Source organism: Shimia sp. CNT1-13L.2, from assembly GCF_024331145.1.
Classification (GTDB): Bacteria; Pseudomonadota; Alphaproteobacteria; order Rhodobacterales; family Rhodobacteraceae; genus Shimia.
The window spans coordinates 89,957-108,027 of record NZ_JANDJO010000011.1 but is presented as its reverse complement, the minus strand read 5'-3'; the positions used below and the strand labels follow the sequence as shown (position 1 = coordinate 108,027).

The window sequence follows — 18,071 nt, the reverse complement described above, 5'->3', positions numbered from 1 at the left end:
GGAGACCCGCGCATGACTGAGCCAAGACCGCTTGGACCAAAGGTAGAAAACTGGACGCCCCCCGCGCCGCCCAAGGGTGTCGTGCTTGAGGGGCAGTATACGCGGCTGGAGCCCTTGCAGGCCGAGGCCCATGCTGCGCTTTTGTTTCGCGCTTACGAGGGGCAGGATGCAGTCTGGGATTACATGCCCTACGGTCCGTTTCACTCGGCGGCGGCCTATCATCGGTGGATGAAGGGCATCACGGGGGCAGGCGATCCCCTGTTCTATGCGATCTATGACAAGGACGCGCGGGCCTGGGGCGGGGTGGCAAGCTATCTGCGCATTCACCCCGATGCCGGTTCCATCGAGGTCGGACATATCAATCTCTCACCACAATTGCAGGGTACACGGGCGGCGACCGAGGCGATGGTTCTGATGATGCAATGGGCCTTCGAGAACGGCTATCGGCGGTATGAATGGAAGTGTGATGCGCTGAACACGCCCTCGCGGCGGGCGGCGCAGCGGCTTGGCCTGAGTTATGAAGGGGTTTTCCGCCAGCATCTGGTGGTCAAGGGGCGCAACCGAGACACCGCATGGTTTGCTGCGATTGATGCCGAGTGGCCGGCCCTGAAGGCGGCCTATGACGTCTGGCTGTCGCCGTCGAATTTTGGCTCGGACCGGCAACAGCGCGAAAGCCTGAGTGACCTGACACGGTTGGTGCGGGTGGGGCGCGATCCGACACTTTGACGTCAGATGGCAGGCTGGCGTTCGATGCGATCCTGAACCAGTTGGCTGAGCCGCGAGATATCAGCGTTCAACACCGTTCCTTTGGCACGCCCCTTCGAGACGATTTCGGCGGCGCGGTGGAGCGGCTGATCCTGTGCCGAGAGGGCGAGACCGGCAAGGAACTGCGCGACATAGTCGATCACGTCATCGGGGTTGTTGTTCTCAAGCGTGTCGGCGGCATGGCAGAGATCATCGCGATAGGCCGCGGGATCGGGCACGACCGGATCATCGACGATAGGTCTTGGCCCGCAGGGGCGGCGGTCTGGTGGCAGACGTGACAGAACGGCATCCTGAAACGCGGCGAGGCTGTTGAGCGGTTTGGCAAGAAACCCGTCGGCACCAGCGGCAATAGCCGCATCTTCGGCAAAGGGATCGCCGGACATGCCCAGCACCACTTCGATGCGGGGTGTCTGCTGGGAGAGTTCTTCGATCAGCGTGGCACCGGAGCCATCGGGCAGGCCCATGTCGACAATGGCCACCGACGGCAGGTAGATCTGAAGATGACGGCGGGCCGAGGCGATACAATCCGCACGCCGGATGCGGGCACCGGAGCGCAGGCACAAAAGGCGCAGGGCATCACAGGCAAAGCGGCTGTCCTCTACAACAAGCACGGTAAGCCCCAGCAATGGGCGCTGTGCCGTCGGTATCCGATGCGTGGCAAGGGTGGCGAACTCGTCCATGGCAGGCTCCTTGGGAAGAATGGCAGATGCACATGACGCTAGGCAGAGTTGGCTAACAAACAGTTAAGCGTGACGCGACGGCCTGTCCCTTGCAACCCACAGCGTGCTTGCCCATAAGGGCGGCAGGCTTAAGAAACCGAAAGGAAACTCGACATGATCGGACGTCTGAACCACGTCGCCATCGCCGTACCCGACCTCGAAGCGGCCTCGGCACAGTATCGCAACGCGCTGGGTGCCAAGGTTGGCGACCCGCAGGACGAACCCGATCACGGTGTGACCGTGGTGTTCATCGAACTGCCCAACACCAAGATCGAGCTGCTTTATCCGCTGGGCGAAAACAGCCCCATCAACGGCTTTCTTGAAAAGAACCCGTCGGGTGGCATTCACCACGTCTGCTATGAGGTGGAAGACATCATCGCGGCGCGTGATCACCTCAAGGAAACCGGTGCCCGCGTGCTTGGCTCGGGTGAGCCGAAAATCGGCGCCCACGGCAAGCCGGTTCTGTTCCTGCACCCGAAGGATTTCAACGGCTGCCTGGTTGAACTGGAACAGGTCTGATCTAGATTGGCAGTCGCACGCGGGCGGGATCGTCTCCTGCCCGTGTTTCATTTAAAGGCGACCAGAACAGGAGCGCGCCCATGTCGATCACCTCTGCCCTCGTGCTGTACGCGGTCTTGTGGTTCATGACCTTTCTCGTCGTGATCCCGATCCGTCTCGAGACACAAGGCGACCTTGGCGAGGTGACACCGGGCACGCAGGCCGGGGCGCCGGAGAACCATTACCTCAAGACCAAAGCGAAGATCACCACACTCGCGGCGGCGGTGATGTGGGTGATCCTGTACTGGATCATCACCGCGGAAATCATCACGGTGCGCGATTTCGACTGGATGAACCGCCTGCCACCGATCAGCGAGAGCGAGTGATCCGGACGTAAGATGGGCGGATGCCGGGGGGCTCGTTTTGCGGTCATCCCCTTGAACACTCCAGGCGCGCTGGCCGCTTTGAGCGCAAGACGTTAGTTCGACAATGCTTCAACGCAGCTTACGTTCAGTGTGCCACTCTGAGCGTATACTTCGACAAAGTTCTTATGTTGTGGCACCAAAGTGCTTGCGATGGCTTGAGTGAGTTGCTTGCCAAAGAACGCCTCTTGCCCAAGGTGGAAGGCCTTTGGATCGCAAATATCCAGAACAAGCTTCAAGCTGTTTTCGCTCGTCAGTGGATTTTGCGGAAGACGGTCGGAAATCGTGTCAGACAGAAGGGCAATGAAGGGTTCGCGTGCATCATGGACAATCATGTCGTCCGGCAGATCAATACGGCCAATTTGGTCATCGGCTCCGCGTAACGCTTTCACAGCTAAGGAAAAGTGCTCTGATCGGTCGATGCTCTGACCATAGAAATCGTTTTTGAACAGGTGTTTAAGGAAATTGAGGTTGGTTTGGCTAACCAAGTCGTCATTTAGATAGAAAAAAGCAAAATCTACCAAAGTCAGGCCGTTTGCGTTTTGTTCGAGTAGCAGTTCCGGTCGGCTAGAGACGATTTCCTCTAATCGATGATTTTCGAAATTTGCGTTCGCTTGTAATGCCTCATCAAACAGTTCGACTGGATCGGGTGTATCTGCCCCGACTGAACCGCCAAGCAGAAAGCCACAGGATACTGCCAGCGCGCAAGACATGCCCACAAACCGGGAAACGACAATTGCGATTGGGGCTCTAGGCACCGGAAAATCCTTTAAGGTCCAAGTAAGTGATAGTTGGCAGTGAGAAGGTTTTGTCAATGCGCACTTGGCCCCGTACAGCCGTCACCTCTTCACAGACAAATCCCGAAGGTAAGTTCTTGTCCTTCGTCTTGGAATGGCGTTGCACCTACTAAGTAGACAGCCCCGGTTGCACCAGTTTCGCAAAAGGCGGCCCGAGAGCCGCCCTTTCTTGTTCTATCCGCGCTGTTCCAGTCGGTGGAACAGATGCGTGAAGGTGGCCGCCCCAAGGATCGGGATGATCAGGTTCAGGAGTGGCACCGTCAGCGGGATCGCCATCAGCGTGCCGGCAATCCAGATCGTTGCCATGTGGCGGCGGCGCAGTTGCTTGGCCCCCTCGCGCCCGAGGCGGCGCATCGCGGCCAGTTGAAAATATTCCCGCCCCAGCAGAAAGCCGTTCAGCCCCCAGAAGATGAAGGGGGCAAGTGGCGACAGGAACAGGTAGAGCACCAGCGCGACGAGGTTGGCCGCGATCAGGACGCCGAGGAAGGACAGCGTGTCCTTCACGGCCTCGGAGATCGCAATGGCCTTGGCGGGGGGCAGGTGGCCATAGTGGCGATCCTCGACCGCGTCCGCGACCTCATCCAGGAACATCGAGGTAAAGGCCGAAGCCACGGGAACCATCAGGAACACCGAGGCAATCGGCGCGACCAGCAGCACCGACCAGCCAAGCGCGTCGTCGATCCAGCCGACTTCGCCAAAGAAGGGCAGGGTGACGGTATCGCCAACAAGGTAGCCAAGGAACCATTGCAGCAGGAAGGTTGCCCCGACCAAAAGGGCGATGGTCAGGCCAAGCCCCTTGAACAGGACACGGCGAAAGCGCGCATCCCCGACCTGTCCGAGGGCCGAGGAAAAGGACGACAGGATTACTTGGAGAGCCATGTCACCTTGGCCTCCATATCCGGGCGCGGGCGTTCCGGGGGTGTGGCTTTTTCGGTGCCGATGTGGATGAACCCGGCAAGGCGTTCGTGGGGGGCAAGGTGCAGGGCCTCTTCCAGAAAGCCGCGATCATGCGAAGGCCAGCCGGACAGCCAGTTCGCGCCCCAGCCGGCGGCGAGTGCAGCGTTCAGCAGTTGCAGGCAGACCGCACCGGCGGAATAGGTCTGTTCGATCTCCGGCACTTTCTCGGCGATGACCGGGCTTTCGATCACCGCCACAGCGAGGTTGCCGGTGTCGAACTGGTTGCGCCCCTTGGCGATCTTTTCATCGTCCAGCCCAAGCGCGGCACCGCGCCGGCCCGCGATCTCGCCGAACCGCTGGAGGGCCGCAGCTTCCAGCACCACCAGGCGCCAGGGTTCAAGCTTGCCATGATCGGGGCTGCGCAGGGCGGCGCGCAGGATCGGTTCCAGCGCGTCGCGGTCGGGCACGGGGGTGGTCAGGGTCTTGGCAGGGCGGGAGCGGCGGCTCAGCAGAAATTCGAGCGCCTGCGGGTTCGGGATCGGCATTATCTTGGTCCTGTTCCTTCAAGAATTGAGCCAGATGTCGTTGGTATCGCCCCGGTTTTCAACCGCCTGCCGGGGGATTGGCAAAGAATTCCGCCATTTCCCCGATCTGGGCGTCGACGAAGGCATCAAAGCGGGCGTCGGGCTGGCGGGTATTCAGGGTTTCGGCCATCGGGTCGGGGACATGGATGTCTGACCCCGACAGTTCCTCCATCACGGCATGGCCGCAAAAGGGCACATAGGCCTCGGAATACCCGCCCTCGTGCACCAGAACCAGCCGCCCCTTGCAAAGCTGTTTCGCCGCGCCCAGCACCTGCCGCGTCATGATGCGGAAGGTCTCGACCGTGGCCAGCATACGCGAGAGCGGATCAAAGGCGGCGGCGTCATAGCCGCAGGCGACGATGAACAGGTCGGGCTTGTGGGCCGCAAGAGCGGGCAGGACGATCTGGTCCATCGCGCGGATATAGGCGGTGTGACCGGCACCGGGGGGCAGGGGGATATTGATGTTGGCACCAAGCCCGGCCCCGCGCCCGCGATCTTCGATGTCACCGGTATCCAGCGGATAGTTGCGGGCCTGATGCAGCGAGATCGTCAGCACATCTTCGCGGTCATAAAATATCGCTTCGGTGCCATTGCCGTGGTGGACGTCCCAATCGATCACGGCCACGCGCTGCACTAACCCCGCCGCCTTCGCGGCCTCGATGGCGATGGCGATATTCGCCAACAGGCAAAACCCGTTTGGCCAGTCCGGCAGGCAATGGTGGCCGGGCGGACGGGAAAGAGCATAGGCGTTGCTCAACTCACCCTGCAGAACCGAGAAAACCGCCTGTTTCGACAATCCTGCCGACAGGGCCGCGGCCTCGTAGCCGCCTTTGCCAAAGGGCGTGCGCAGGCCCAATTCGCCGCCGCCGGCGTCCGACATGGCCTTGAAGCGCTCCAGATAGTCGGCGGGATGCACCCGCGCGAGATCATCGTAGCTTGCTTCATGGGCAGAACGCATGTCCAGCTCCTGCGCCAGCCCGCTCACATCCAGAAGGTTCTTGAGGCGGCGCTTGGTCTCGGGGCTTTCCGGTAACCCGCCTGCCGCAAGGGGCTGCACGAAATCGCCCACCGGCAGGGTAAGGGCATAGTTCCCGCCCGAATGCCAGAAACACCGTTCATCCCAGAAAAACCCCGTTGTCATGCCTGTTGCCTCCCCGCTCTTCAATGCACGAAAAATACTCTCGCCGAAGGCGAAAGAAATTGCGAGAGCCTTCCGAAGTCGTCCGGCCTGAACTAGGGTCGACACATCTCCAACGCAGGACAGACCGGATGCCCGATACCCTTGAAAGCCTTGCCGTCCCAGGCACCGAGATTGCCGTGCGGGTCACACCAAAGGCCTCGCGCAACATGGTCAAGGTCGAGGGCGGTCAGGTTCGCGTTTATGTCACCACGGTCCCCGAGGGGGGCAAGGCGAATGCCGCCGTGCAAAAGCTGCTTGCCAAGGCGCTGGGCGTCGCGAAAACACGCCTCACGCTCGTGCGGGGACAGACCTCGCGGGACAAGGTGTTCCGGCTGGAGGCGTGATCCGGGTCTAGTCTGATCCGGGTTTTTGCAGCTTGTAGACGCCCTCGGGAAGATCCAGCGCCGCCGCCAGTTCCTCGGCCTGGTGAATGGACAGGGTGATCTTCTCGACCCTGTCGGTGCGCGGGTCGTATTGTTCGACCGTGATGCAATCCTCGAAAAGGTTGATCGTGACATCCTCTGACAGGGGGGCAGACCCCTCGTCGATGAGTGTGACAACCGTGGCGTCGAATTCGTGCTCGATGCTAAACATGTCTTCAGCCTAGACCATGCAGAGGACAAGGCAAGGGGCTTCGAGGGAATTTTGCCAAGGGGGCGTTTTGCGGGGTGGCAGAGTTCGGGCGGAGAGATTAAAGTTCCCGCGATATTGTGTTCCGCCGGAGTAATCATGCGTTTTTTTCCCCTGATGGCAGTGACTTCGCTTGTTGTTGCAGGTGCCTGCACGACGACAACCGACCCCGAGCCGACCTCCAAGCCAAAGCCCGATCAGGTTGTGTCCCGCCTGTCGGTTGATCAGGCCACGGCGCGTCTTGCGCCGATCAAGCGGCGGCTGGAGCCGATTGCGGAACGGGAATGCAAGGCGCTGACCAAGGGGACGAACTGTGACTTTGCCATCTCTGTCCACAAGGATCGCAACGCCCCTCCGAACGCCTTTCAGAGCTACAAATCGGGGCGGCCGCATATCACCTTTACGGCGGCGCTGATTTCCAATGCCAGAAACGACGATGAGCTGGCCTTTGTGATGGGCCACGAGGCGGCCCACCATATCGAGGGCCATATCCAGCAATCGACCAGCAATGCGATTGCCGGCGCTGTGATTGTCGGTGTCCTGGCAACCCTTGCCGGTGCCGGGTCCAGCGGTGTGGATGCCGCGGTTGATATCGGGGCCTCTGTCGGTGGACGCAGCTATTCGAAAAAGTACGAACTGGAAGCGGATCGTCTGGGCACAGTGATTACGCACAAGGCAGGCTATGATCCCGTGAAAGGGGCCGAGTATTTCAACCGTATCCCAGATCCCGGTGATCGTTTCCTTGGCTCTCACCCGCCTAATCAGGAGCGTATTAAGGCCGTGCGCGAGACCGCCAAATCACTTTGACGACCATGTTGCAGATCACCAATGTCGTCTCCGACCGGGGATCGAAATACGCGGTGTCCGGAGGCCCGGTTGCAGATCGCAAGGAGGTCGATGCCTTTTTGAAGGTGCTCAAGAAGGACCGCAAATTCGCCAAGGCCACGCATAACACCTGGGCGGTGCTGCTGTCGGATGGCACGCCTCTCAAGGGCGATGACGGCGAAAGCGGGGCGGGTATGGTGATTCTGCGTATGCTGGAACGCGAGGGCCTGAAAGATCACATCGTGGTCGTGACCCGCTGGTATGGCGGCGTGAAACTGGGCGGAGACCGGTTTCGGCGCGTGCAGGACTGTGTCCGTGCCTATCTGGAAGAACGCGCCGGTTGATGCAGGTCAAACCGCTTTGTCCTTTGGGTTGACGCAAGTCAAAGGGGCAAATCAAACCCCGTGATAGGGTTCTCCTTGTGCAACCTGTGGAGGACCCCATGCCGGACCGTGCCGACCTCAAGCGACATGCCGATCTTGTTGACCGGACCGCGACGCGTTTGGGTATCGACCTGGAAGACGCCGCACTGTCCGGGCGTCTGGCCTTTGATGACATCGCCGAGATGGTGATGCGTTGCACCAACTGTTCCAATCCCGAAGATTGCGCCCACTGGCTGAACCGTGACGAAGTGCGCGCCGATGCGCCGCCGGTTTATTGCTGCAATGCCAATCTTCTTGCTGGTCTGAAGGAGGTAAGCGCTTGAAACCCCTTGGAGAAACCAATTCGCATTTCTGGCTGGCCCAGCGGATGGCCAAGGCCACCGATACCGATCTTGTAGCCGCGATGGAAAAGGCCGAGCTCAGCCAGGAAGACTGGGCCGAGATGGTTCTGGAATGCCGTGGCTGTGACTGGACCAAGGGCTGTAAACGCTGGCTCAACCTCCATGAACGCACGTCGGTGCCCAAGGCGCCGAAAACCTGTGTGAACCAAAACCGTTTCATGGCGCTCAAATCTGCTTTGGAGGAGCTGGAGCAATGAGCAAGATCCAACCGCTGGGTGATCCGGCGCGGCACTTCTGGATGACCCGCAGTATGGCACGGGTGCTTGGCCTGTCGCTGAGCGAAGCGATGGCGGATGGGCGTCTGTCGCAGAAGGGCTATGCCGATCTCGTGACGCGGTGTCGGCAGTGCCGGCATGTGGCGGCCTGCGAACATTGGTTGGGGCAGCAGGGCGGACATGCCGAGGCGGCGCCCGAGTGCTGCGTACACGCACAACTGTTTCAATCATTGAAAGACGAAGCCCGCAGGGCCTGAAGGAGGACGCAGGATGAACCTGTTCAAGAAACTCGACGACCATTCCGATCTGATGGGCAAGATGTCCCAGAAAGTGGGCGTCGACTGGAGTGAGAAGCTGGCCGACAACCCGGAGCTGGCGCGCCAGTATCGCGGTGCGGTGATGACCTGCACCCATTGCCGGAGCGTGGGCGAGTGCAAGGGGTGGCAGGCGGAACACGCCAGCGCCGAAGAAGCGCCGGATTATTGCCTGAACAAGGATCTCCTGGGGCGTCTTGCCGAAGGTTGATCCGGCTAACCTCTATTGATTGCGTGGCTTTTCCGGTTCAGACTGAGAACACGGAGGAGCCATGCTGTATTTTCTGAAACGTCTGAAGTGGCGCGTTGTCTGGAGTCTTGCCGGATGGCGGGATGCTTGGCGCAATGAGCATTCGTTTCGCAGCTGGGTCTGGGCCAACCTGGTGTCGGGTGGCCTTGCGCTCTATCTGCCATTGGAGATTTCCGAGCGGGCGCTGATCCTGTCGCTGGGCGTTCTGGTGCTGGCGGCAGAGCTGATCAACACGGCGATCGAACGGGCCGTGGACTATATTTCCGAAGACCAGCACCCCCTCGCGAAACAGGCCAAGGACGCGGGCAGCGCCGGTGTCGCCGTGGCGGCGCTGGCGGTCGGGGTGGCGTGGGTCGTGGTGATCTGGGGGTTGATTTAGCACGTCGGTATTGCGTCGGTATTCCGGCGGTATCGCGGAGGTGTGCCTGCGCGGACTCTGTTAATTTTCCGTGAATCCGCGCTGATTTGATGACCGAAGGGTTAATCCATCCGCGAATGGGTTCCGTCGCACAACGCGCCTTTTCCGGAATGCTTGCAGCCACAGAAGAACACCTTCTTGTCGGCTTCGGCGGTGTATTTGACAGGCTCGAACGAGGTTCCCTTGTGGCTGCCGTCGCAGAAGGGCTGGCGCTTGGACATGCCGCAGGCACACCAGAAATAGGATTTGCCCTCCTGAACCTCGACGGGGAAGGGGGCGCGTTGGGAAATGTTGGGGGTGTCGGTCATGGCTGGCTCTCCTGAACGGTTGGCTGTCGGGAAGAGGGTGGCATGGTTTTGCAGTCGGTCAAGGGGGGCAGTGGGAAAACCGGCCGGCGCTGGATCAGGCGCGCGCCATGCGCTTAAGGTGGCGGCGATAGAGCCACGGGGCCAGCACATGGTCATAGGTGACGGTGGCGAGCGGGCGCAGCAGGGGCAGGCCGGTCAGCCACGCCAGCATGCGATAGCGCGGCATCTGCGCCCAGAGGATACGGAAAGCCGGGATGCCGTCATAAAGCTGGCCATCGTGCAGCACGTGCAGACGCCGTGCGGCGGTGTCGGGATCAATGCCCCAGCTCTCTCTCGCGTCCGAGTTCAGCGCGTCATAGCGCACAGGCAGATCACGCTTTTCGGTATAGCGCGCGTAGTGGCAGATCTCGGCATCGCAGATCGGGCATTCAGAGTTGTAGAGAACGCGGGTTTCGGGGGGCATGGGCGTGTCCGTTGTGATCTGCCCGACCATCTGGCGCGGGGGCGGGGGAGGTCAAGGGGGGGCTAGGCGGAAGGGGCGTGTAGACCCGCGGGGTGGCGCATCGCGCCGCCCCATGGGGGCGGGTCGGCGCGGCCCGGCTTTGCCGGGCGGGGCAAAAGATAGCGGGTTGCTTGTTGCCGGGTGGCGAGAAGTCCTCCCAAAGGCGCGATGCGGCACGCCCGACCTCGGGTGGGCGATAAGGCGCTCTGTGCCGGTCGCGGCGGTTCCAAGCGCGCGATCTGGATTGTTTGGCGTGAGGTGGCAACAAGCCCTCCCGTGGGGGAGGTCGGGCTTGGCGTGTCGTGCCGACACGCGGGGCGTTGCCTCTGACGTTAGCGGCGCAGGGCGCCCCAGAGATCGTATTCCCCGGCTTCGTCCACCTCGACCGTGACGATATCTCCGACGCTGAGGCCATCCGTGCCCTCGTCGATGAACAGGTTGCCGTCGATCTCGGGTGCGTCGGCCTTGGTGCGGCAGGTGGCGATGCCGTCTTCGTCGATGTCATCGACGATCACGTCCATGGTCTGGCCGACCTTGGCCTGAAGCTTGGCCTCGGAAATTGCCTGTGCCCTTTCCATGAAGCGCTCCCAGCGCTCCTGTTTGACCTCTTCGGCCACGTGATCCGGCAGGGCGTTCGAACGCGCACCATCGACGTTTTCATATTTGAAACAGCCGACGCGATCCAGCTGGGCCTCGTCCATCCAGTCAAGCAGGTGCTGGAACTCGGCCTCGGTCTCGCCGGGGTAGCCGACGATGAAGGTCGAGCGTAGGGTGATGTCGGGGCAGGTCTCGCGCCACTTGGCGATCTCGTCCAGCGTCTTGGCACCGGCGGCCGGGCGGGCCATGCGTTTGAGCGTGTCCGGATGGCTGTGCTGGAACGGGATGTCGAGATAGGGCAGCAGCGCGGTATCGGGATCGGCCATCAGCGGGATCAGATCGCGCACATGCGGGTAGGGATAGACATAGTGCAGGCGCACCCAGAGATCCTTGGGCGTGCCAAGCTGGCCAAGCTCGCGGGCGAGGTCGGTGATGTGGCTGCGCACCTCGCGGTCTTTCCACGGGTGGCTGGAATACTTGCGGTCAAGCCCGTAGGCCGAGGTGTCCTGGCTGATCACCAAGAGTTCGCGCACGCCGTTTTCGACCAGTTTCTCGGCCTCGCGCAGGATGGCGTGGACGGGACGCGAGGCGAGTTTGCCGCGCATGTCGGGAATGATGCAGAACTTGCAGGCGTGGTTGCAGCCCTCGGAGATCTTCAGATAGCTGAAGTGGCGCGGCGTGAGCGAGACGCCGGTGGCAGGCAGCAGATCGACAAAGGGATCGGGATCGGGCGGCACCGCGCCATGCACCGCATCCAGCACCTGTTCGTACTGGTGCGGGCCGGTCACGGCGAGAACCTTGGGATGGGCGCCGGTGATGTACTCCGGCTCGGCCCCGAGACAGCCGGTGACGATGACCTTGCCGTTCTCCTGGATCGCCTCGCCAATCGCCTCGAGGCTTTCGGCCTTGGCGCTGTCGAGAAAGCCGCAGGTGTTCACGATGACCGCATCGGCCCCGGAATAGTCGGGCGAGATGCCATAGCCCTCGGCGCGCAGGCGGGTCAGGATGCGCTCACTGTCAACCAGCGCCTTGGGACAGCCCAGCGAAACCATGCCGATGGTCGGCTGGCCGGGACGGGCGGTTTCCTGTGCAATGCGGGCATTGGCGAGGTCGGGGCGAAGATCTGGCGGATTGCTGGTCATGCGCGCGGATATAGGGGATCGGCGGGCGTTTGGGAATTGGGGAAATGGATTGGGTGAATTGCACGCAGCGCAACGATGGGTAGAGTATAGGCCAAGATTTCAGATGACGAGACGGCGATGACGAATTTGAAGCTCGCAAACCAGAACCCTTGGTACGTGTTGATGACCTTGTACGGTGAGCAAAAAGCAGATGCGATTGACGAGGGTGTGCTCAACAAAAATCGGCGAGCTTGGAACGCTTGGGCGGGACAGGCATTGTCAGAGGAAGAGATCGCAGAACTAAAGATCAACAGCTCAATTGATACCCATGAGCTTTCGGGTTGGGCAACTCTCGGAAACGAGATTGAAGCCCGGTTTGCTGAAGAGTACCGCCGACGCAACCCTGCGCGGGATGAACTTCCGGGTCTGCCCTCTCCAAAAGCTTCAATCGACCTAAATAATTTGCTGTTTCAGTGTGACCTTGTTTTGGACAAGTGGGTTTTTCCTGAGAAGGTAGATTTCCAGACAAGCAAGTTTCGGTCGCAATTCGCTCCTCTTCGATCAGTTTTTCTTGCTCGTACCAATTTCTTAAAAGCCGAATTTGAACAAGAGGCTCTCTTTTTTGGGTCCCAATTTCAGGCTGACGTCGACTTTTCTAATGTGGATTTTCGCTCATTTGCTAACTTCGGGCAGACAAAGTTTTTTCAAGGAGCTTCATATCGACAAGCTTGTTTCCACGATCGTGTTTTCTTCGGTCGAGCAGATTTTCGAAAGTCGGCTTCGTTTAACCTATCCGTGTTTCAAGGGTATTCGAATTTTTCTGAAGCTCAGTTCGGTAGTTCGAAGCTGCAGTTCGGAGTTTCAACCAGTTTTGTTGATTGCCAATTCGAAAAACCTACCATCTTCCGCGAGGCAAAGTTTTTTGTGGAGTACCCCGATTTTAGCGGCGCAATGCTCCACGACAAAACTGTATTTACTCCGCATCCAGACTACTGGCCAGAGCGGCCAAAGGGGAACAAAAAGGGAGAAAAGCAAAAAGATCTGCGAAGGATTCGTGCTAAAGAGGCATGCGCTCAAATTCGACACGTTTTGTCTAGGCAAGGTCTGCCCGATGACGAGCATTTCTTTTTTAGACGCGAAATGAGCTTTTCGGCAATTTCCGGAGAGTGGTGGTCGAGGTTGCCGTATATTTTCTATGGACTCGTTTCCGACTACGGAAATTCAATTGAAAAGCCCTTGAAGTTGCTTCTCACTACAGTTGTTGCTCCTAGCGGAGTATTCACGGCGTATCTTCAAACCTTGGAAGGAAGCTACAATTACCTAGAGGCGCTTCACTGGGTGCCCGCAGGATTGGGAATGAGCTTTTCCAACACCTTTAAGTTTTTAGGCCTTCAAAGGCTTCATTTTGCGGATGCATTTGAGGCAGCGGGGACAGCTATTCACGCAATTGCAGGGGTGCAGACGGTTCTTGGGTTTGTCTTCCTCTTCTTCCTCGGTCTCGGGCTTCGGCAGAGGTTCCGCTTGCGGTGAAACCGCGCGCGTTGAGGTGAAAGACATCGTACCTTCCCGCCGTGCTGCGCAAATTTCTAGGTTTTGCCACAATTCGGGGTTAAAGAAGTCTTAACAGGCAAAGAACATCAACAAATCCCCTTTTCCGGGTGATCCTCTCTGGCGGCGTGGCCGTGTGGGGGGTAAGCCTTGGAAAAACGAGCAGAAAAAAGGGCAGGAACAGTGGGTCGGATCGCCTCCTTCATTATGGCGGTGGCGCTTGGTGCGTCGCCGGCAGTAGCGCAGGATACCGCAGAACGCGGATATCTGGGCGTGGGTCGTCTTTTCGTGAATGACTTGATCGGAGACGGCGAAGATCGTTGGCGGACCGGGTCATATGTGGCGAGTTTTATCTGGGGCCCGGAATGGCAACATGAACTGCCGCAGGGATTTGGCGACCTGCTGGAGTTGCGGGTGTCGGGCGAGATCATCCAGCCCTCGAACTTGACCACGGTGTCACCGACGGATCGCCCCTATGCCGGGGCGCTGACCTTTGGGGCGCATACGCATTTCCAGCGCGGGTCGAATGAATTCCGCGCCGGGGCCGACCTCGTGGTGATCGGGCCGCAGACCCATCTGGATGATTTCCAGTCTTCCATTCATGACGCGCTGGGCATGGTGTCGCCCTCGGCGGCGGTGCTGGGCAACCAGATCGGCAACAGTTTCCGCCCGCAGGTGTCTCTGGAATACGGTCGCCTGGTCGAGTTCGGCGCGGGCCGGGTGCGCCCCTTTGTCGAGATGCAGGCCGGGGCCGAGAGCTATGCACGGGTCGGGTTCGATCTGACCTTCGGATCGGTTGGGCTCGGCGACATGATGGTGCGCGACAGCGTGACCGGGCACCGCTATCGGGCGCTACGTCATTCCGATCCGGGCACGAGCTTCGTGATTGGTGCGGACATGGCGAAGGTGTTCGACAGTGTCTATTTGCCGGAATCCCGCGGCTATACCCTGACCGATACCCGCGACCGCGTAAGGGCCGGAGTCCACTGGCAAGGCGAGAAGCATTCCGTGTTTTATGGCGTGACCTGGCTGGGCAAGGAGTTTGTTGGGCAGTCGGATAGCCAGGTGGTTGGCGCGATCAATCTCAACATCGAGTTCTGAGTGATTTTGACTCAGGGACAAGATTTGTCTTTTCTTGGTGATTCGCCTCTGTTAACCTTTAGTTAATAAAAAAGAACCAAGGCAGGCATCAGGCAATGAGAACGGGCTTTTGTGGCACGTTCGTCATCTCCTGGTCACAAACGAAAATAGACGGTGTTGGGGCTGCATCGGTGCAGGCGCTCGAAACGGGCGCGGTGTGGTCATGGCATGGGGAGCCGGTCCGTGTGGACGGACCCACCGAGCTATTGCGACTGGACCAGGCGGACGGCGAGGCAAATCTCCGCAAGCGGGCGGCACGTATGGTGCGCCGGCTGGTGGGCGCGGCAGTCAAGAACACGACACAGCTGACCGAGATCGAGGTGGATGAACCACTTCTCGAGGGCGGTTTTGTCGTGAGCAACGGCACCCAGAGTTTCACGGTGACAGTGATCGAGGTCGAGGGTAGCGCGCCCTTGCTGATGTTCCTCGACGAATTGCCACCGCGCAACAGTGACCTTTGGGTGGTTCACAATACGATCGAATTCCCGGATCGCAACCCGATGGCCCCGGCTGACGGGGGAGTCATCTGTTTCACACCCGGCACGATGATCCAGACACCGGAGGGGCCGCGCCGCGTTGAAGAACTGCGCGAGGGTGACCTTGTGCAGACCAAGGACAACGGGGCCGAGGAAATCTGCTGGATCGGCAGCCGCAGGATGAGCGGGGCAAGGCTTTTTGCGATGCCCAAGCTGCGCCCGATCCGTATCCGCATGGGGGCCTTTGGCGTCGAGCGACCGGAACAGGAACTGGTGGTGTCACCGGAACACCGGATGCTGGTGCAGGGGCCTGCGGCGCAGGCGCTGTTCAACACGCCCGAGGTTCTGGTCGAGGCGCGCGAATTGATCAACGGCGACACGATCGCGGTGGATTACACCAAGCGCGAGATCACCTATATCCACCTCTTGCTGCCGCGCCATCAGGTGCTGTGGGCCAACGGGGTGGAGACCGAGAGCTATCACCCGGCCAATGCGGCGCTGACCTCGCTTGAGAACACTGACCGCAAGCGCCTTTTGCGGATGTTGCCAGAGCTGGAATACGACCTGAACAGCTATGGCCCCTATGCCCGCCGCAACCTGAGCCAGAGCGAAGCGGCCATCCTGATGCACGAAGCGGCCTGATCCAGCAGGCCCTTACCCAAGACCTTGACCCCGCCCCTGCAACGGCGGGTTTTTTTTTGGTTAAGGCGACGGGAGACGCGAAAACGGGCATCGGTATCACGTCGGTATTGCGACGGTATTGCGGAGGTGGACCCGCGCGGACGGGCGCGGTTCATGCAACGCGCGGTTGCCTAACAAAGACGATAGGGGCGCACGGTGGTGTTGCGCGTGCGGTGGGGCAGGGTTTCATTGACGAAAGCGCCCGCATGGTTCAGAGGCTGTTTAGACTTGAGCCCGCGTCTGTCCGATCAGGTTGATCAGGAAAGACCGGAGGCTGTCACTTTTGCAGGTGGCCGCGCTTGACTCCCCCAATTACTCGTGTATACGCGCGGCTTCATTGGTGTTGGTGGCCCCCGCAAGGGGATGCCTGTCATGGGGAGACCCAAGAGGACAACGCCCTTCATAGTGGCCTTATCGGGCCTCGACCATAACGAAGGAGATCAGCCGTGACCAAACGCACGTCTGCCAAGTACAAAATCGATCGCCGCATGGGCGAAAACATCTGGGGCCGCGCGAAATCCCCGTTCAACCGTCGTGAATATGGCCCCGGCCAGCACGGTCAGCGCCGCAAGGGCAAACTGTCGGACTTCGGTCTGCAGCTGCGCGCCAAGCAGAAGCTGAAAGGTTACTACGGCGACATGACCGAGAAGTCGTTCCGCCGCATCTATGCCGAAGCCGAGCGTGTAAAAGGCGACACTGGTGAAAACCTGATCGGTCTGCTGGAGCGCCGTCTGGACGCCGTTGTTTACCGCGCCAAGTTCGTTGCCACCGTTTTCGCAGCCCGTCAGTTCGTGAACCACGGCCACGTGAAAGTGAACGGCAAGAAAGTGAACATCCCGTCCTACCGCGTTAAAGAAGGTGACGTGATCGAAGTTCGCGACAAGTCGAAGCAACTGGCTGTTCTGATCGAAGCGACCCAACTGGCCGAGCGTGATGTTCCTGACTACATCGACGCGGACCACTCGAAAATGACCGCAACCTTCGTTCGCACCCCGGGCCTGTCGGATGTTCCGTACCCGGTGATGATGGAACCGAACCTCGTGGTCGAATTCTACGCGAAGAACTAATCTTCGCCATTCCGAGAATTGCGAAAACCCGCTGCAATCGCAGCGGGTTTTTTCGTTTCAAAGCCGTCAAACAACCCTGAAACCGGCAGGTTTAGGTCCAATTTTGGCGCGTTTTTCCCCTTATCTTCATACTCGGGCCCGCAATAGGGTCGGCCTCGTTCCCGCGAGTTTTGCGGGGATGGTGGTGAATGTGATGAGTGGTGACGTGTTATGCCAACAACGTTTACGGTCTTTTCCCTCGGGAATCTGGCCGACATGGATACGGTTGAAGGGAATACCCAGGCCGAGAACGCCTCGGCCCTTGTGGGGACGACGTTTGGTGCGGCGGGGGATGCGCTTGTCAACGACGCGGTGACCTTTGCCATGGGCTCGACCGGGTTCGGCGGTGGCACCTCTACGGCCTATAACCAGAACAATTCACCCAGCGAGACCTTTACCATTGATGGCGGGGCCGAGCAGACCTTTGACTCGACCGCCGTCTTCAATGCGACGATCACCTATATTGACGGCACCACGGCGACGATCACGGCGGTGGTGTTCCAGGACACCAGCGGCAACACCTATTGGGCGCCCGAGTTTTCGGCCAATACCGACATGGCGGCCATGGAGGCGGCGGCGATCCGGTCGATCAGCCTCGATAGCCTTGCGGGCAACAACTATTCCGGCATGACAGGCAGCCGGGAAACCTGGGACTATGTGACCTGCTATGTGAAGGGCACCCGGATCATGACCGCCAAGGGCGAACGCCCGATCGAAGAGGTCAAGGCGGGGGACATGGTGCTGACCCGGGACAACGGGTTCCAGGCGGTGCGCTGGATCAACCATTCCAAGGCGATTGCGCGGGGCAAGCTGGCCCCGATCCGGATCAAGCAAGGGACGCTTGGGGACAATGCCCCGATGCGGGATCTCCTGGTGTCGCGCCAGCACCGGATGCTGCTGCGTTCGAAGATTGCACGCCGCATGTTCGGGATCGAGGAGATCCTGGTACCGGCGGTGAAACTGTTGCAGTTGCCAGGGGTCAGCGAGGAGCCGTCCTTGCGGCCCGTGAGCTATTATCACCTGATGACCGAGCGGCACGAGATCATCTATGCAGAAGGCGCCCCGAGCGAGACCCTGTTGGTGGGGCCGGGCGCGGCCGAGGCGATGGGGCCGGAAGCGGTGGAAGAGGTGCTGACCCTGTTCCCGGAACTGGAGGAGGAATACGTGGAACCCGCGCGTCCGATCCTTCAGAACAAGCGCCTGAACCGGTTCTTCCTGCGCCACATGAAAAACGAGCGCGCCTTCGTCTGAGGGCCAGTTTGGCTCCTGCGGCATTCGGGGCGTTGCACCTTGG

25 protein-coding genes are annotated in these 18,071 nt (G+C 60.0%); 16 read left to right on the top strand and 9 right to left on the bottom strand.

All coding sequences use genetic code 11. From position 1 onward, the window contains the following. The first annotated feature begins 12 nt into the window (after window positions 1-12). On the top strand, window positions 13-726 hold the full coding sequence (locus tag NNA36_RS17900) for a GNAT family N-acetyltransferase (RefSeq protein ID WP_255109582.1): 714 nt from the start codon (window positions 13-15) through the stop codon (window positions 724-726). Between the two features lie 2 nt (window positions 727-728). Here NNA36_RS17900 and NNA36_RS17895 read toward each other — a convergent pair whose 3' ends face one another. Then, window positions 729-1,445 carry a response regulator gene (locus tag NNA36_RS17895; protein WP_255109580.1) on the bottom strand — a complete coding sequence of 239 codons (717 nt, stop codon included), beginning with the start codon at window positions 1,443-1,445 and terminating at the stop codon, window positions 729-731. Between the two features lie 153 nt (window positions 1,446-1,598). Between NNA36_RS17895 and mce the strand changes: the two genes are divergently transcribed. After that, window positions 1,599-2,003, top strand: coding sequence for a methylmalonyl-CoA epimerase (mce, locus tag NNA36_RS17890; protein WP_255109578.1), 405 nt, complete (start codon window positions 1,599-1,601; stop codon window positions 2,001-2,003). An 80-nt stretch (window positions 2,004-2,083) separates the two neighbouring features. Continuing rightward, a complete protein-coding gene (locus NNA36_RS17885) occupies window positions 2,084-2,368 on the top strand; it encodes a DUF1467 family protein (RefSeq protein ID WP_255109576.1) in 285 nt (94 codons plus the stop codon). 92 nt (window positions 2,369-2,460) lie between these two features. Here NNA36_RS17885 and NNA36_RS17880 read toward each other — a convergent pair whose 3' ends face one another. From NNA36_RS17880 to NNA36_RS17865, 4 genes are all read right to left on the bottom strand, one after another. Then, the gene (locus NNA36_RS17880) at window positions 2,461-3,162 is read right to left on the bottom strand and encodes a hypothetical protein (RefSeq protein ID WP_255109574.1); all 702 of its coding nucleotides are present in this window, start codon (window positions 3,160-3,162) and stop codon (window positions 2,461-2,463) included. 213 nt (window positions 3,163-3,375) lie between these two features. Then, complete coding sequence (locus NNA36_RS17875) at window positions 3,376-4,080, bottom strand: EI24 domain-containing protein (RefSeq protein WP_255109572.1); 705 nt, start codon at window positions 4,078-4,080, stop codon at window positions 3,376-3,378. Further along, complete coding sequence (locus tag NNA36_RS17870; protein ID WP_255109569.1) at window positions 4,065-4,643, bottom strand: nitroreductase family protein; 579 nt, start codon at window positions 4,641-4,643, stop codon at window positions 4,065-4,067. Before NNA36_RS17870 ends, NNA36_RS17875 begins: the two co-directional genes overlap by 16 nt. A gap of 58 nt (window positions 4,644-4,701) precedes the next feature. Beyond that, a complete protein-coding gene (locus NNA36_RS17865) occupies window positions 4,702-5,823 on the bottom strand; it encodes a class II histone deacetylase (RefSeq protein ID WP_255109567.1) in 1,122 nt (373 codons plus the stop codon). 128 nt (window positions 5,824-5,951) lie between these two features. Between NNA36_RS17865 and NNA36_RS17860 the strand changes: the two genes are divergently transcribed. Further along, complete coding sequence (locus tag NNA36_RS17860; RefSeq protein ID WP_255109565.1) at window positions 5,952-6,206, top strand: DUF167 domain-containing protein; 255 nt, start codon at window positions 5,952-5,954, stop codon at window positions 6,204-6,206. Between the two features lie 7 nt (window positions 6,207-6,213). Here NNA36_RS17860 and NNA36_RS17855 read toward each other — a convergent pair whose 3' ends face one another. Further along, the gene (locus NNA36_RS17855) at window positions 6,214-6,456 is read right to left on the bottom strand and encodes a hypothetical protein (protein WP_255109563.1); all 243 of its coding nucleotides are present in this window, start codon (window positions 6,454-6,456) and stop codon (window positions 6,214-6,216) included. Window positions 6,457-6,591: 135 nt separating this feature from the next. Between NNA36_RS17855 and NNA36_RS17850 the strand changes: the two genes are divergently transcribed. The 7 genes from NNA36_RS17850 to NNA36_RS17820 all read left to right on the top strand — a co-directional run bounded on the left by NNA36_RS17850 (window position 6,592) and on the right by NNA36_RS17820 (window position 9,259). Further along, the gene (locus tag NNA36_RS17850; protein ID WP_255109561.1) at window positions 6,592-7,299 is read left to right on the top strand and encodes a M48 family metallopeptidase; all 708 of its coding nucleotides are present in this window, start codon (window positions 6,592-6,594) and stop codon (window positions 7,297-7,299) included. Window positions 7,300-7,304: 5 nt separating this feature from the next. After that, on the top strand, window positions 7,305-7,661 hold the full coding sequence (locus NNA36_RS17845; RefSeq protein ID WP_255109609.1) for a YigZ family protein: 357 nt from the start codon (window positions 7,305-7,307) through the stop codon (window positions 7,659-7,661). A gap of 98 nt (window positions 7,662-7,759) precedes the next feature. Then, window positions 7,760-8,023 carry a DUF6455 family protein gene (locus tag NNA36_RS17840; RefSeq protein ID WP_255109559.1) on the top strand — a complete coding sequence of 88 codons (264 nt, stop codon included), beginning with the start codon at window positions 7,760-7,762 and terminating at the stop codon, window positions 8,021-8,023. After that, window positions 8,020-8,298: a DUF6455 family protein gene (locus NNA36_RS17835; protein WP_255109557.1), complete on the top strand. Its 279-nt coding sequence runs from the start codon at window positions 8,020-8,022 to the stop codon at window positions 8,296-8,298. The genes NNA36_RS17840 and NNA36_RS17835 overlap by 4 nt, the downstream gene beginning before the upstream one ends. Then, window positions 8,295-8,573 (top strand): DUF6455 family protein, encoded by a 279-nt coding sequence (locus tag NNA36_RS17830; protein WP_255109555.1) that lies wholly within the window; start codon window positions 8,295-8,297, stop codon window positions 8,571-8,573. Before NNA36_RS17835 ends, NNA36_RS17830 begins: the two co-directional genes overlap by 4 nt. Window positions 8,574-8,586: 13 nt before the next feature. After that, window positions 8,587-8,841 carry a DUF6455 family protein gene (locus NNA36_RS17825; protein ID WP_255109553.1) on the top strand — a complete coding sequence of 85 codons (255 nt, stop codon included), beginning with the start codon at window positions 8,587-8,589 and terminating at the stop codon, window positions 8,839-8,841. 61 nt (window positions 8,842-8,902) lie between these two features. Then, a complete protein-coding gene (locus NNA36_RS17820) occupies window positions 8,903-9,259 on the top strand; it encodes a diacylglycerol kinase (protein WP_369681688.1) in 357 nt (118 codons plus the stop codon). 101 nt (window positions 9,260-9,360) lie between these two features. Here the strand turns inward: NNA36_RS17820 and NNA36_RS17815 are convergent, their stop codons facing one another. From NNA36_RS17815 to rimO, 3 genes are all read right to left on the bottom strand, one after another. Then, entirely contained in the window at window positions 9,361-9,606 is a 246-nt protein-coding gene (locus NNA36_RS17815; RefSeq protein WP_255109551.1) for a CDGSH iron-sulfur domain-containing protein, read from the bottom strand. 94 nt (window positions 9,607-9,700) lie between these two features. After that, window positions 9,701-10,069 (bottom strand): thiol-disulfide oxidoreductase DCC family protein, encoded by a 369-nt coding sequence (locus NNA36_RS17810; RefSeq protein WP_255109549.1) that lies wholly within the window; start codon window positions 10,067-10,069, stop codon window positions 9,701-9,703. A 371-nt stretch (window positions 10,070-10,440) separates the two neighbouring features. Beyond that, entirely contained in the window at window positions 10,441-11,847 is a 1,407-nt protein-coding gene (gene rimO / locus NNA36_RS17805; RefSeq protein ID WP_255109547.1) for a 30S ribosomal protein S12 methylthiotransferase RimO, read from the bottom strand. 117 nt (window positions 11,848-11,964) lie between these two features. Here rimO and NNA36_RS17800 point away from each other — a divergent pair, with 117 nt between their 5' ends. The 5 genes from NNA36_RS17800 (at window position 11,965) to NNA36_RS17780 (ending at window position 18,028) form a co-directional block, all read left to right on the top strand. After that, a complete protein-coding gene (locus NNA36_RS17800; RefSeq protein ID WP_255109545.1) occupies window positions 11,965-13,356 on the top strand; it encodes a hypothetical protein in 1,392 nt (463 codons plus the stop codon). 201 nt (window positions 13,357-13,557) lie between these two features. After that, entirely contained in the window at window positions 13,558-14,475 is a 918-nt protein-coding gene (locus NNA36_RS17795; RefSeq protein WP_255109543.1) for a lipid A-modifier LpxR family protein, read from the top strand. Window positions 14,476-14,570: 95 nt separating this feature from the next. Next, window positions 14,571-15,632, top strand: a complete 1,062-nt coding sequence (locus tag NNA36_RS17790) for a Hint domain-containing protein (protein WP_255109541.1) — start codon at window positions 14,571-14,573, stop codon at window positions 15,630-15,632. A 485-nt stretch (window positions 15,633-16,117) separates the two neighbouring features. Then, a complete protein-coding gene (gene rpsD, locus NNA36_RS17785) occupies window positions 16,118-16,738 on the top strand; it encodes a 30S ribosomal protein S4 (protein ID WP_255109539.1) in 621 nt (206 codons plus the stop codon). A 210-nt stretch (window positions 16,739-16,948) separates the two neighbouring features. Continuing rightward, window positions 16,949-18,028 (top strand): Hint domain-containing protein, encoded by a 1,080-nt coding sequence (locus NNA36_RS17780; RefSeq protein ID WP_255109537.1) that lies wholly within the window; start codon window positions 16,949-16,951, stop codon window positions 18,026-18,028. Window positions 18,029-18,071 lie beyond the last annotated feature (43 nt).